Source organism: Henriciella sp. (assembly GCF_029936995.1).
Classification (GTDB): Bacteria; Pseudomonadota; Alphaproteobacteria; order Caulobacterales; family Hyphomonadaceae; genus Henriciella.
This window is the reverse complement of record NZ_JAPYRE010000001.1, coordinates 105,366-119,671: the sequence shown is the minus strand read 5'-3', so window position 1 is coordinate 119,671 and position 14,306 is coordinate 105,366. Positions and strand designations below refer to the sequence as shown.

Annotated in this window: 11 protein-coding genes; 1 reads left to right on the top strand and 10 read right to left on the bottom strand. The window is 61.5% G+C overall.

Going from position 1 to position 14,306, the window contains the following annotated elements; genetic code table 11:
• Positions 1 to 8: 8 nt before the first annotated feature.
• From pheT to Q1K31_RS00560, 7 genes are all read right to left on the bottom strand, one after another.
• The gene (pheT, locus tag Q1K31_RS00590) at positions 9 to 2,405 is read right to left on the bottom strand and encodes a phenylalanine--tRNA ligase subunit beta (protein WP_300375590.1); all 2,397 of its coding nucleotides are present in this window, start codon (positions 2,403 to 2,405) and stop codon (positions 9 to 11) included.
• Positions 2,405 to 3,478: a phenylalanine--tRNA ligase subunit alpha gene (gene pheS / locus Q1K31_RS00585; RefSeq protein ID WP_300375588.1), complete on the bottom strand. Its 1,074-nt coding sequence runs from the start codon at positions 3,476 to 3,478 to the stop codon at positions 2,405 to 2,407. Before pheS ends, pheT begins: the two co-directional genes overlap by 1 nt.
• A 91-nt stretch (positions 3,479 to 3,569) precedes the next feature.
• A complete protein-coding gene (rplT, locus tag Q1K31_RS00580) occupies positions 3,570 to 3,935 on the bottom strand; it encodes a 50S ribosomal protein L20 (protein WP_300375586.1) in 366 nt (121 codons plus the stop codon).
• A gap of 58 nt (positions 3,936 to 3,993) precedes the next feature.
• Complete coding sequence (gene rpmI / locus Q1K31_RS00575) at positions 3,994 to 4,194, bottom strand: 50S ribosomal protein L35 (protein ID WP_290753228.1); 201 nt, start codon at positions 4,192 to 4,194, stop codon at positions 3,994 to 3,996.
• 173 nt (positions 4,195 to 4,367) lie between these two features.
• Positions 4,368 to 4,910: a translation initiation factor IF-3 gene (infC, locus tag Q1K31_RS00570; protein WP_300377021.1), complete on the bottom strand. Its 543-nt coding sequence runs from the start codon at positions 4,908 to 4,910 to the stop codon at positions 4,368 to 4,370.
• 59 nt (positions 4,911 to 4,969) lie between these two features.
• The gene (locus tag Q1K31_RS00565) at positions 4,970 to 6,004 is read right to left on the bottom strand and encodes a glycosyltransferase family 9 protein (protein ID WP_300375581.1); all 1,035 of its coding nucleotides are present in this window, start codon (positions 6,002 to 6,004) and stop codon (positions 4,970 to 4,972) included.
• Positions 6,005 to 6,006: 2 nt separating this feature from the next.
• Positions 6,007 to 7,191, bottom strand: a complete 1,185-nt coding sequence (locus tag Q1K31_RS00560) for a glycosyltransferase family 4 protein (RefSeq protein WP_300375579.1) — start codon at positions 7,189 to 7,191, stop codon at positions 6,007 to 6,009.
• 148 nt (positions 7,192 to 7,339) lie between these two features.
• Here Q1K31_RS00560 and Q1K31_RS00555 point away from each other — a divergent pair, with 148 nt between their 5' ends.
• Positions 7,340 to 8,095: an alpha/beta hydrolase gene (locus Q1K31_RS00555; RefSeq protein WP_300375577.1), complete on the top strand. Its 756-nt coding sequence runs from the start codon at positions 7,340 to 7,342 to the stop codon at positions 8,093 to 8,095.
• Here Q1K31_RS00555 and dnaJ read toward each other — a convergent pair whose 3' ends face one another.
• From dnaJ to Q1K31_RS00540, 3 genes are all read right to left on the bottom strand, one after another.
• Positions 8,096 to 9,265, bottom strand: a complete 1,170-nt coding sequence (gene dnaJ, locus Q1K31_RS00550) for a molecular chaperone DnaJ (protein ID WP_300375575.1) — start codon at positions 9,263 to 9,265, stop codon at positions 8,096 to 8,098.
• 93 nt (positions 9,266 to 9,358) lie between these two features.
• On the bottom strand, positions 9,359 to 13,885 hold the full coding sequence (gltB, locus tag Q1K31_RS00545; protein ID WP_300375573.1) for a glutamate synthase large subunit: 4,527 nt from the start codon (positions 13,883 to 13,885) through the stop codon (positions 9,359 to 9,361).
• Complete coding sequence (locus tag Q1K31_RS00540; RefSeq protein ID WP_300375571.1) at positions 13,882 to 14,304, bottom strand: GFA family protein; 423 nt, start codon at positions 14,302 to 14,304, stop codon at positions 13,882 to 13,884. Before Q1K31_RS00540 ends, gltB begins: the two co-directional genes overlap by 4 nt.
• Positions 14,305 to 14,306: the final 2 nt, after the last annotated feature.

Genomic DNA, 14,306 nt, shown 5'->3' with positions numbered 1-14,306 from the left:
CTGGCCTCCTAGCCCCGCAACTCGCCACCAGTCCCACTAGTAACCGACTTGACCACCCTGTCGGCAATCGCATCGATATCCTTGTCCTTCAGCGTCTCGCCTTCCGGCTGGATCGTGACCTCGATGGCAATCGACTTCCGGCCCGGCTCGATGCCGGTGCCCTGATAGACGTCGAAGACCTGTACACCGGTAATCAGCTTCTTCTCCGCGCCACTGGCAAGACGGATGATCTCGGCAGCTGCCACGCCCTCATCGACGATGAAGGCAAAGTCACGCCGGATCGGGGTCAGGTCAGAGCGTTGCAGGACAGGCCGGGTCTTGGTGGCCCGCGCCTTCATCTGCGGCAGGGCGCTGAGATTGAGCTCGAAGCCATAGACCGGGCCGTCCACGTCCAGCTGTTTCAGCACGCGCGGATGCAGCGCGCCGAAGTGAGCAATCGTCACCTTCGGGCCGAGTTTCAGGCAGGCCGACTGGCCCGGATGCCAGTGCGGCTGGCGCGGGGCCTCGATCTGGAAACGTGCGGGTGGCTGGTCCAGCTCGGTGAGAAGCGCGAAGAGGTCGGCCTTGGCCGCCATCGCATCATATGGCGCAGATGCACCGCTCCAGTGGCGTTCGGCCACGGGACGCACAATGGCGGCGACCACGTTGCGCTGGTCTTTCGGCCCGTCGCCAAGATAGACCGGCCCGGCCTCAAAGACGCGCATCTCGCGCTCGCCACGGTCGAAACCGCGCTGGGCGGCGATGGCGAGGTTGGGTAGGATGCTGGGCCGCATCTGGTTAAGCTCGCTGGCAACCGGGTTGGCGACCGTCAGCGCGTCGCTGCCGCCGCCGAACATTTCCGCCTGTGTTTTCGGCATGAAGGACCAGGTGACCGCCTCGAGGAAGCCGCGGGATGCCATCACACGCCGCGCCGCACGCTGGCGGGCCTGCGCACCGGTCACGACAACCTTACGGCCGCCTTCAGGGGCCGGCAGGGACTGTGTTGGCAGCGCGTCATAGCCGACAAGCCGCGCGACTTCCTCGACGATATCGGCGGATTGTTCGATGTCGAACCGCCAGCTCGGCACAGCAAGATACCAGGCTTCGCCTGCATCCTCGATGCCGAAGCCAAGCTCCTTGAGCATTTTCTTGAGTTCGGCCGGTTTCACTTCAAGCCCAGTGAGGCGGGCCACGTCGCGGCGATCAAAGGCGACACGGGTGCCACGCACGGGCGGCGCGCCGGCAATCCGGGCCGATGAAATCTCTCCGCCGCCATACTCCTTGATGAGCGCGAGGGCGAAATTCAGACCGTCGACACAGCTTTCCGGGTCGACGCCGCGCTCGAAACGGTAGCGGGCATCGGAAATGATGCCTGTCGCGCGGCCCGTGCGGGCTGTGCGCAGCGGATCGAACCAGGCACTTTCGATGAAAACATCCGTTGTCTCGTCAGTGACGGCAGTCGACTGGCCACCCATGACGCCGCCAAGCCCGATCACACCGGAGTCGTCGGCGATGACGCACATCTCCTCGCCGAGGTCATAGGTCTTGCCATCAATCGCATCCAGCTTTTCGCCGGGCCGGCCTAAACGTGCCGTGATAGCGCCCTTGAGCCTTGCCGCATCATAGGCGTGCAGCGGGCGGGCGCGATCTTGCGAGATATAGTTCGTGATATCGACCAGAAGCGATTTCGGCGTGATGCCGATGGCCGTCAGGCGCTGCTGAAGCCAGTCAGGCGAGGGGCCATTTTTTACGCCGCGCACAAGCGCCCCGGCAAAGACCGGGCAGGCCTCGGGGGCTTCGAGCCTGATCTCGACTGGACAATCATAGCTGCCCTCGACCTTGCGGAGCGGATTTTCCAGGAACCTTCCGCCCCCGGCGGCAGCCAGGTCACGCGCGATACCGTACACGCCCAGCCAGTCCGGCCGGTTCGGCGTCACCTCGAAATCAATGACCGGATCGGTGAGTCCGAGCGCTTCTGCGGCAGGTGTGCCGACCGCCCAGTCGCCTTCAAGGTCAGCGATACCATCATGATCCTCGCCGGCTTCCAGCTCTTTCGTCGAACACAGCATGCCCTGGCTTTCGACCCCGCGCAGCTTGCGCGGCTTCTTGTCGAGCGCGAAATCGAGCCCCGGAATATAGGCCCCCAGCGGGGCATAGATCGCCGTCATGCCCGCCCGCGCATTTGGCGCGCCGCAGACAATCTGCTTCTCGCCATCGACAGTATCGACAGTGCAGACCCGCAGCCGGTCGGCATCCGGATGCTGCTCGGCTGCCTTGACGTGAGCGATGGTGAAATCAGCCAGCTTTGCAGCCGGGTCCTCGACCGCCTCGACCTCCAGGCCTGCCTTCAGCATCACTGCCATGATGTCTTCAAGCGAGGCCTTGGTGGCGAGATAATCCTGTAGCCATGAGAGCGTGAATTTCATCAGCTCAGTCCTCCCGAAACGCTGGGCGAAAGCCAGGGCCGGAAACCATAGTGGCGTGTCCAGCCGGCATCGGCCTCGAAATAGGGGCGAAGGTCGGGCATGCCGTATTTCAGCATGGCGAGCCGGTCGACGCCCATGCCGAAGGCGAAGCCCTGGTATTCATTCGGGTCGATCCCGCAATTCTCCAGCACATTCGGATGCACCATGCCGGAGCCCAGAATCTCCATCCAGCTGTCACCCGCGCCAATCTCGATCGACTCGCCCTTCTTGGTGTATTTCACGTCCATTTCGGCGCTCGGCTCTGTGAACGGGAAGAAGTGCGGGCGGAAGCGGGCTTCCACATTATCGACTTCGAAGAACTCGCGCACGAAGTCGATCAGGCACCCCTTGAGGTGGCCCATATGGATATTCTTCTCGATGACGAGCCCTTCGACCTGGTGGAACATCGGCGTGTGGGTCGCGTCCCAGTCATTGCGGTAGACCCGGCCCGGCACGATGATCCGGATCGGGGGCTTCTGCGCCTCCATCACGCGTACCTGCACGGGGCTGGTATGGGTACGAAGCACCTTTGGCGCCGCGCCCTCCTGGGGGTGGAAGAAGAAGGTGTCGTGGACCTCGCGGGCCGGGTGGCCTTCCGGGAAGTTCAGCGCGGTGAAATTGTGCCAGTCATCCTCGATGTCGGGGCCTTCAGCGACAGCAAAGCCCATATCCCCGAAGATCGCGGCGATTTCCTCGAAAACCTGCATCACCGGGTGCAGCTTGCCTTCCGGCGTCACGCGCGGCGGCAGCGTCATGTCGATACGTTCGGTTTGCAGGCGCTTGTCGAGTTCGGCTTCTTCAAGCTCGGCCTTGCGTGCCTCGACGGCCTCCTGGACACGGTTGCGCAAGCCGTTGAGCTTCGGCCCCATCTCCTGGCGCTCTTCAGGGCTCATCTTGCCGAGCGTCTTCATCAGCCCGGAGATCCGGCCCTTCTTGCCGAGTTCGGCAACGCGCACGGCGTCGAGCGCGGCCAGGTCTTCAGCCCCGGCAATCGCGCCGAGCGCTTCGGTTTCTATGGCTTCAGTGTCTGACATAAGAAAAAGCCCCGTTGGGAGAAAACCAAACGGGGCTCTTCCGCCCCGCCTTGGCGGTCGGAATAGCGGAGAAAGACGAAAAGCGGAACGCTTAAGCTGCGAGCGCGCCCTTGGCCTTCTCCACCAGAGCGCCAAAAGCTTCCGGTTCGCGCACGGCGAGATCAGCCATGACCTTGCGGTCAAGCTCGATCCCGGCCTGCTTGAGACCGTTGATGAAACGCGAATAGGTCAGATCCTCGTCATGCACGCGCACGGCGGCATTGATGCGCTGGATCCAGAGCGAACGGAAGGTCCGCTTCTTCTGCTTGCGGCCGATATAGGCATACTGGCCGGCTTTCCAGACCGCGGCATTGGCGGTGCGGAAGGTATTCTTCCGGCGGCCATAATAACCTTTTGCGGCCTTCGTGATCTTCTTGTGGCGGGCGTGTGCCGGCACCTTGTTTCTTGAACGGGGCATCTGGGCCTCCTGCTATGATCTGTTCGGTTCGAGTTCTGTTGAACGAGCTGCCGGGCGCCTAGAGGCCGTAAGGCAGGTACTTTTTCACGCGGTATTCATCTGCCTTGGCCACCGGCTTGGTGCCGCGGTTCTGGCGGATGTACTTCGCATTGTGGCTGATCAGGCGGTGGCGCTTGCCGGCAACACCGTGCTTGAGCTTGCCTGTAGCCGTGAACTTGAACCGCTTCGCAGCGGCCTTCTTGGTCTTCATCTTCGGCATTTCGATCTCCTGTCGGGACCCGCGGGGGACCCACTGTTTAGTCGTTCATGAGCCTGCAGGCATGCCGTTTTAGCCCACACTGCTCGAAAGAGGGCGCTTATGACGGAAAGGCGCGCCGGAATCAAGGCGCGCCTGCCGTTTCAGTGCATGATTATTCAGTTGTCAGGCTGCACCTAACGCGGTGCCATCACCATGATCATCTGGCGACCTTCGAGCTTTGGCTCGAGTTCGACCTTGGCGACCTCGTCAAACTCTTCCTTCACACGCTGGAGGAGTTCCATGCCGAGATGCTGGTGGGCCATTTCGCGGCCACGGAAACGCAGGGTGACCTTCACCTTGTCGCCATCCTCGAAGAAGCGCGTCATCGACTTCGTTTTCACGCCATAGTCGTGAACATCGATGTTCGGCCGCATCTTGATTTCCTTGAGCTCGGCCGACTTCTGCTTCTTCCTGGCAGCCGCCTTCTTCTTCTGCTCTTCGTAGCGAAGCTTGCCATAGTCGATGATCTTGCAGACCGGGACGTCCTGGTTGGGTGAGACTTCGACAAGGTCGAGGCCTGCTTCCGCAGCTGCATCAAGCGCAGCCATCAGAGGCATGATGCCCTGTTTTTCACCGTGTTCATCAATGAGCAGAACCTTCTCTGCCCGGATATCCCTGTTGGTGCGCGGTCCTGTGTCTCGTTTGGACGGCGGGGCCGCATGTGGTCTTCGTGCTATGGCTCTTCTCCTTTTAGCCTGTTCAAGCTGATCAAATATGCCGTTTTACGGCGGATTTTTCAAGTTTTACGGCCCGTGGCCTGTTCTGGCATGACGCCCAGCATCTGAACCGCCTGCCAGACATCCCCGACCCCCAACTGATCCAGTGTCTCCGCCTTGCAGACAATGATGTTGGCGCCACGGGGACATGCCTTCTCCGGATCGCTCTCGCTTGTCGCGAAAAGGGCAACGCCCGGACAACCGGAAAGTGCCGCCATATGCATGGGTCCAGTGTCATTGCCAACAGCGAAGAGTGCTTTTTCTGCCAGTGTCACGATCTGGAAAAGGTCCGTGCGCGAGACAATGTTGTGGCAACGCGGCTCGGCCCGGCAGATCTCACGTGCGAGTTCAGACTCGGCCTTCGACCCGATAATGACTGGCGTGACACCCCTGTCGGCGATAATCCCGGCAAGCTCGGCATAACGCTCGACAGGCCACCGTTTGGCTTCGCGGTGGGCCGATGCGCCCGGTATGAAAAGGCCATACGGCCCTTTGATCGTGAAGAATTCGGGCGTCAGGGATGGCTTGTCGCCGAGATAGCGCCGCACGAAAGACATGTCCGGCATCGGCGGCCAGCTGCCCTGGATGTCCTGCCGCCTGATCCCGGCCCGTTCGAGCTGGTCGCCCAGCCGGTCGATCGAATGCATGTCGCCACGGCACGGATTGTCATGGAAGAAAGCTGCCCCCTCTGCATGGCCCGACCAGAGAGGCGTGTTGAAGAAGGGCAGGTTCAGCGCCTTGAAGTAATTCGCCGTGCGCCCGGATGTATGCAGGTCATAAATGATGTCATACCGCGCCGTCCTGATCCGCCTGATCAGTTCGCGCGTCGCCTTGAGGCCATCCGGCCGACCATCGGTCTCGATGGTCTGGAACAGCCCCGTCGCCTTGGCCAGCTTCTCATAAGGCGGTGTGGTCAGAAGCGTCAGCTTCGCTTTCGGATGCTGCTCACGTATCGCGCGCATCGCGCCAAGCGCCATGACAAAGTCGCCCAGCGCGCTCAGTTTGATGACGAGTACACGCTCCGCGCCTTCGCCGGGATTAATTGCCGAACCCAATCTTAACCATCCTCGTGCGGTTTCAGCAGGCGCTTATAGACGCCCAGAGTGGCGGCTTGAAGCCCCCGCTTGGAAAAGCGTTCCATGACATGCAGCCGGCCAGCTTCGCCCATGCCGGCCCGGCCGTCGGCCCCAAGGTGCAAGAGCGCCCTTAGCGAAGCGGCAAGATCTTCTGCGCTGCCGGGCTCAGCGAGCGATCCTGTCCGTCCCTCGACAACGATTTCCATCTGCCCGCCATGATTGGCGACAATGACCGGCTTGCCCATTGCAGACGCCTCGGCAGCCACCCGTCCGAAGGCTTCAGGGCGCGTTGACGGCGCAAGAACGATGTCGGCAACCGCATATGCGGCTGCCATATCTTCACAATGGCCAGGTATCCGGACGCTGCCTTCCAAACCTGCCCCGGCAATACGTGCCTCCAGGCTCTCGACATAGCTGCTGCGTCCCTGCGCATCGCCCGCCAGTATGAGGAGCAGGTTTGCCCGCTCCCCTTCATCGAGACGGGTCAGCGCCTCAATGGCGATGCTCTGGCCTTTCCACTCGGTCAGGCGGCCGGGCAGGAGAAGGATGAGGCGTTTTTCCTCCGGGCCGATCCCCCAGGCTGTCCGGATCGCGGCCCGGCGCTCATCGCTGACGCACGCCGGGTCGAAGATCTCGAAATCAACACCGCGCGGTATGGTGACGAGCCGGTTGTCCTCTGTCCCGTGCACGGCCTGCACATGCGCTGCTGTCCAGCCCGAATTGGCAATTACGAGATCGCCGCGCGCCATGACGGAATTATACAGCTTCTTGAGCCCGGAAACGCCCGAATAGGCCCCGTGATACGTTGTCACGAACGGAACCCCTGCCCTGCGCGCGGCACGCAGCGCACTCCACGCAGGAGCCCTTGAGCGGGCATGGACAAGATCGACCGACCTTTCCCTGATGAGTTGTGAGAGCTTCCCGGCATTGCCCAGTATCGTAAACGGGTTCTTCGATGCCATCGGAAGTACGACATTCAGGCCACCAAGCTGCTCGAGTTCGGCTACCAGCCGGCCGCCCTCACTGGCGACAACCGGATAGCCGCCCGCTTCCACGATGGCTTCAGCCACTTCGATGGTCGTGCGCTCGGCGCCCCCGGCAGAGATTTCCGGAATAACCTGCAGGATGGTCCTGCCCGCAAGGTCCGGCAGCTCGATCGTGCTCATGCGTGCTTTCTCCAGATCCTTCAACGCTGCTGGCACGTCCAGCACCTCATGGCCCGGCCCCAGCCGATGCCAAGGCCTAAACGGATTGGCCAGGAAGGCAAAGTGACCTGCTTGACTTCACCAGCAAGCCGTTGGAGGGCCTGTTAGCATGACAACACTATTTCTCGACTGTGAAAATGGCAGGCGCATTGCCTATCGCGCGCATGAAGGACGCTCCGGGCTGACCTATGTGTGGCTCTCGGGCTTCATGTCCGACATGACCGGCACAAAGGTCATGGAACTGGAGGCATGGGCAAAGGCCGAAGGCCACGGTTTCCTCGCCTTCGACTACTCCGGCCACGGCGAGTCCGGTGGCGCGTTCGAGGATGGAACGATCAGCGCGTGGCGGGAAGATGCGCTGCAAACGATCAATGCCTGCACCCAAGGGGACCTCGTTCTCGTCGGCTCCAGCATGGGCGGCTGGATGGCCCTGCTTTCTGCACTTGCCCTTCAGGACCGGGTAAAGGGCCTCGTCCTGATCGCGCCAGCGCCGGACTTCACCGACAAGCTGATGTGGCCGGAATTCTCAGAGGCGGCAAAAGCCGAGATCATGGAGAAAGGCGTGCACCTGCGCCCGTCAGAGTATGGAGACCCCTACCCCATTACGAAGGGGCTGATCGAGGATGGTCGTGGCTGGAACCTGCTTGATGCGCCGATCGCGTTCGATGGTCCTGTCCGCATCCTTCAGGGCGTCTGCGACCCGGACGTACCGTGGCAGCACGCGATGCGCCTCGTCGATACTATGACATCAGGCGACCTCGTCTTCCACCTGATCAAGGATGGCGACCACAGGCTTTCCCGACCGCAGGATATCGACCGGTTGAAAGCCGTCTGCAGTGAGATTTCAGGCGTGGTCGAACAATAGCTAGTTCGGGCGCTGCTGGTCTTCGCTGGTCATGCCGTCCCAGAACTTTTTCACGCGGCCGAGAAAGCCTTCGCTTTCCGGATTGCAATCGGCGCCCGAGCAATCGCAGAACTCGCGCAGAAGCTCTTTCTGGCGCGAGGTCAGGTTGCGCGGGGTCTCGACCATCATCTCGACGAAGAGGTCGCCGGCATGGCCTGAACCGCGCAGGGAGGGCATCCCCTTGCCGCGCATACGAAGCTTGCGGCCTGTCTGGGCCCCTTCCGGCACGGTGACACGGGCACGTCCGCCATCAATCGTCGGAATCTCGATCTCGCCGCCAAGGGCAGCTGTCACCATCGGCACGGGGGCCGGGCAGTAGAGGTTCGGCCCGTCACGCTCGAAGATGTCATGCTCGGCGACATCGATGAAGATGTAGAGATCGCCTTTCGGTCCGCCATTGAGGCCCGGTTCGCCTTCGCCTGACAGCCGGATACGCATACCCGCCTCGACGCCGGCCGGAATCTTGACTTCGAGATTGCGCTCTTCGCGGACCTGGCCAGCGCCATGGCAGGTCTTGCAGGGATTGGAGATGACCTTGCCCTTGCCGGCACAGCGCGCACAGGGGCGCTCCATCGTGAAAAAGCCCTGCGTAGCGCGGACACGCCCCGCGCCCGAACAGCTCGGGCACGTCTCCGGGCTGGTGCCTGGCTCGGCACCTGATCCATCGCAGGTATCGCATTCAACAGCAGAGGGCAGCGTGATGGTCGTGTCCTTGCCAGCATATGCGTCTTCGAGATTGATCTCGAGATCATATCTCAGATCGTTGCCGCGGGCCGGACCATTGCGGCGGCGCCCGCCTGCAAAGCCACCAGCCCCGCCAAAGACCTGGCTGAAAATATTCTCGAAAATGTCGCCCGGATCCATGTTGCCGAACGGGTTGCCACCGCCACCGGGGCCGCCGCCACCTTCAAAGGCGGCATGGCCAAACCTGTCATAGGCTGCCTTCTTCTCCGGATCGGAGAGAATGGCATAGGCTTCGCCAACTTCCTTGAACTTGGCTTCAGCCTCTTCATCGCCCGGGTTCTGGTCTGGATGGTATTTCAGCGCCAGTTTGCGATAGGCGCTTTTAAGCGCCTTGGCGTCGGCATCCTTCGAGACGCCGAGAATCTCATAATAGTCCTGTTTGCTCATGGCAGTGGTAAAGGTCCGCTGTTTGGCAGTTAGAAGCGCAGTTGGGGAGCACCGCCCATTGTTACAAGGGCGGTGCTACAGGCCAGACGCGCTTCAGCTGGCTTTCGCCTCAGCGTCCTCACCTAGGATCATGCCGGCAACTTCCTTGGGCACGATGAGCCAGGTCTCGCCCAGCGTCTGCTCCCAGTTGTCGAGAAGCTTCTTCGCACGGGCCGACCCGGTGCGTTCGGCATGCATTTCCAGCATCAGGTGGAAACGCCCGATATGCTCTTCAGGCATGTCGGCCAGTGTGTACCAGTCGATGGAGTCCGGGTTGGCGACACGCTGGAAACGTTCTTCCGGATCCCAGATCCAGGCGACCCCGCCTGTCATGCCGGCCCCGAAATTGTCGCCGACCGGGCCGAGGATCGCAACGCGCCCGCCCGTCATGTACTCACAGCCATTCGCGCCACAGCCTTCGACAACAGCCTCGGCACCGGAGTTGCGTACACCGAAGCGCACGCCCGCCTGCCCGGCCGCATAAAGCCGGCCGGAGGTGGCACCATAGAGACAGGTATTGCCGATGATCGTGTTCTCGGACGCCTCAAGCTGGGCATCACGTTTCGGCCGCAGCTGGATCGTCGCGCCGGAAAGCCCCTTGCCGACATAGTCATTGGCATCGCCATAGACATCAAGCAGGAGCCCCTGCACGGAGAATGCCCCGAGCGACTGGCCGGCACTGCCTGTCAGGCGCACCCGCAAGCGTCCTTCGGGAAGTGCCTTTTCGCCGAACTTGCGCACGATGGACGAGCTGCACCGCGCCCCGATGGAGCGCTGTACGTTCTGCACATCGTATTCGAGCTGCATCTTCTCCCCGCGCGTGAAGAAAGGCTCGCCGTCACGCAGGATCTGCGCATCGAGCGTTTCCCAGACTTCCGTGCGGTGGGACGGGTTATAGACCACAGGCGTATTCGTCTCGACCTTCACCAGAAGCGGATTGAGGTCGAGGTCATCAAGGTGGGACGCGCCCCGGCTGACCTGGCTCAACAGGTCTGTCCGCCCGATCGCTTCGTCCAGCGAGGAAAGGCCGAGGCTGGCCAGGATCCTGCGCACATCCTCTGCGATGAAGGACATCAGGTTGACCACCTTGTCCGGCGTGCCAGTAAATTTCTGGCGCAGCGCCTCATCCTGAACGCAGACGCCCACAGGGCAGGTGTTGGAGTGGCACTGACGCACCATGATACAGCCCATCGCCACGAGCGAAGCAGTACCAATCCCGTACTCTTCAGCCCCCAGCATCGCCGCCATCACGATATCGCGGCCTGTCCGGAGCCCGCCATCCGTGCGCAGCGTAACCTTGTTGCGCAGATTGTTGAGCGACAGCACCTGGTGGGCTTCGGCCAGCCCCATTTCCCAGGGCAGGCCGGCATACTTGATTGAAGTCTGCGGGCTTGCCCCCGTCCCGCCGACACCGCCAGCGATCAGGATGACATCTGCCTTGGCCTTGGCCACACCAGCGGCAACCGTACCGACGCCGGACTGGGCAACGAGCTTCACGCAGACGCGCACCTCGGGGTTGATCTGCTTCAGGTCATAGATGAGCTGGGCCAGATCCTCGATGGAGTAGATATCGTGGTGCGGCGGTGGCGAGATCAGCGTCACGCCCGGCGTGGCATGACGGTTCTTGGCAATCATTTCCGTCACCTTGAAACCCGGCAGCTGGCCGCCCTCCCCGGGCTTGGCCCCCTGTGCGACCTTGATCTCGACCTCACGGCACTCATTGAGATATTCCGCCGTCACGCCGAAGCGTCCGGAAGCGACCTGCTTGACCGCGGAGTTCATGTTGTCGCCGTTCGGCAGTGGCCGGTAGCGTTCGCGGATTTCCCCGCCCTCGCCGGAGACCGACTTGGCACCGATCCGGTTCATCGCGACATTCAGCGTGCCGTGAGCTTCCGGCGACAGGGCCCCAAGCGACATGCCGGGCGTCACGAAACGCTTGCGCACTTCATTGACCGACTGGACCTGTTCCAGCGGGATGGATGTCTGTGACTTGGTCTTGAAGTCGATCAGGTCCCGCAGCTGGATCGGATGGCGGTTGGACTGTGCCTCGACATATTTCTCATACAGGGAATAGTCGCCACGGTCACAAGCCGCCTGAAGCATGTGGATGAGGTTGCCATCCAGCGCGTGGGGTTCACCAGATGCGCGCAGCTTGTAGAAACCGCCCACTGGCAGCGAGATCACATCCTCATCGAAGGCGACCTCGTGGCGGTCCACCGCATTCTCCTCCAGACCGGCAAGACCGATCCCCGAGATACGGCTGGTCATGCCGGGGAAATAGTCTGCCACCAGCGCCCGCGAGAGGCCCAGCGCCTCGAAATTATACCCGCCGCGATACGACGAGATGACCGAGATGCCCATCTTGGACATGATCTTCAGAAGGCCCGCCTCGATCGCTTTCTTGTAGTTCTGTACATAGACCGACAGCGGCTCATCGCCGAGCAGGCCACGGGCATGACGATCTGCAATTGCTTCCTGTGCGAGATAGGCGTTCACACAGGTAGCCCCGACACCGACCAGGACCGCGAAATAATGCGTGTCCAGGCACTCGCCTGAACGCACCGTCAGTGAACAGAATGTCCGCAGCCCCTGGGAAACGAGATGCGAATGCACCGCCCCCGTCGCGAGGATCATCGGGATGGCGATATCGTCGGCGCCCTGATGCTCGTCCGTCAGCACGATGTGCTCACGCCCGGCGCGGACGGCTTCCTCGGCCTCCGCCTGGATGCGAGACAGCGCCTCTTTCAGGGCACGCCCATCACCCTGTACATCCTTCAGCCTGAACGTACAGTTGATATGCTCGACGCCCTCGCCCAGCGTCTCCATGAGACGGTGGTACATACCTGTCGAGAGGAAGGGGCTCTCCAGCACGAAGACATTCTGCTGGGTTTCGTCCGTGGTCAGAATATTTCCGAGGTTCTTGAACCGCGTCTTCAGCGACATCACACGGTCTTCGCGCAGCGGGTCGACCGGCGGGTTCGTGACCTGGCTGAAATTCTGCCGGAAGAAGTGCGAGAGAGGCCGCGCTTCGCTCGACAGCACGGCAAGCGGGCTGTCATCGCCCATCGAGCCGATGGCCTCTTTGCCCGTTTCCGCCATGGGCGCGAGAATGAGTTCTGACGTTTCCAGCGTGAACCCGGCCACGGTCTGACGGCGCAGCAGGCCCTCCTTGTCAAACAGGCGCGGCTCCTCGCCCTGGATGATGTCCTCCTCGAGCTCCTTAACGTTTTTCAGCCACTTGTCGTAAGGGTGCTCGGCAGCCAGCTCGTCAATAATCTCGTCATGCTCGTAGAAGCGGCCATTCTCAAGGTTCGCGGCAATCATGCCACCCGCGCGGACATGGCCGCGGCGTACGACATCATGGCCGGTCAGCGGGCACATGCCGGTTTCAGACCCGACAGCAAGAATGCCATCCGAAGTCAACGCATAGCGCAGTGGGCGCAGGCCGTTGCGGTCCAGCCCGGCAATTGCCCAGCGCCCGTCATAGGCACAGATGGCGGCCGGCCCGTCCCACGGCTCCATGACGGAATTACAATAGGCATAAAGGGCGGCATGATTGTCCGGAATGATTGAGGCGCGCTTCGACCAGGCTTCAGGAATCAGAAGCGCCTTCGTCATCGGCGCAGCCCGCCCGGCCTTGCACAGGATTTCAAACACGGCATCGAGTGCGCCGGAGTCCGACTGCCCTTTCGGCACGACAGGCTTCACGTCCTCGACATCATCGCCGAACGCGCCGGAGACCATCTTGATCTCGTGACTCTTCATCCAGTTCAGATTGCCGCGCAGCGTGTTGATCTCGCCATTATGGGCGAGCATGCGGAAAGGCTGGGCCAGCGACCATTGCGGGAAGGTATTGGTCGAATAGCGCTGGTGATAGATCGCGATGGGCGACACGAAGCGCTCATCCTGGAGGTCGAGATAGAAGCGGTCGATATCCTCGGCGAGGAACATGCCCTTGTAGATCAGCGACTTGTGGCTGAGCGAGCAGATATAGAAGCCCGGTATGCCCGCCTCGCGCGCCTTGCGCTCGATACGGCGGCGGCAAAGATAGAGCGCACGCTCCAGCTCGTCAGAACTGCGATCACGCGAGTCGCGGAACATGACCTGCTCGATCTCGGGGCGCGTATCAGCTGCTTTCTGGCCGATAATGCTGGTATCGACCGGCGGCTGGCGCCAGCCATAGATGTAGAAGCCAAAGTGAAGAACTTCTGTCTCCACAATCGCACGTGCAGCCTCCTGGGCCGCAAGATCGGTGCGAGGCAGGAAGATTTGGCCAACACAGATCGGGTCATCGGTGGGATTGTGGCCTGTGCGTTCGGCCTGTTCGCGGAAAAAGTCCTGCGGCACCTCGATGCGGATACCCGCGCCGTCGCCTGTCTTGCCATCAGCGTCGACGGCACCACGGTGCCAGACATTCTTCAGCGCCTTGATACCCATCTCGACGATTTCGCGCCGGGGCTTGCCATCCATGGCCGCCACGAGACCGACACCACAGGCGTCTTTCTCATATTCGGGGTCATAGGCATGCGCGTCGATCAGCTTCTGGCGCTCGATGAGATATTTTTCGATTGTGTCGGTCATGATTGGTCGTCCTGAAAATTGGCAATGACCTCTGCGCCGGTCAGGCGCGGCGCGTCATCCTTGAAATCGTAATAGGCGGGCTTTTCATCAATGAAGATATGCTCGCCAATATCGGGCAATCCTGCCTGGTCAGAGAGTGTACCGGCTGCCACAGAAGAGACTTCTCCGCCCTTCCCGCGATAGAACAGAACTGTGCCGCACGTCGCACAGCTACCGCGGTCAGCAACTTCGGAGCTTTCATACCACTTCACCGCATCAGCGGTCTGGAGCGTGATGCCCTTGTCAAACATTGCAGCAATGAACGGGCCGCCATTCCAGCCCAGACAATCGGAGCAATGGCACACATGAAGGTGCGGCTTTCCCTGCCCCTGGTACTGGACCGCACCGCAATGACATTTGCCTTTGTACAAGTCAGCCATCG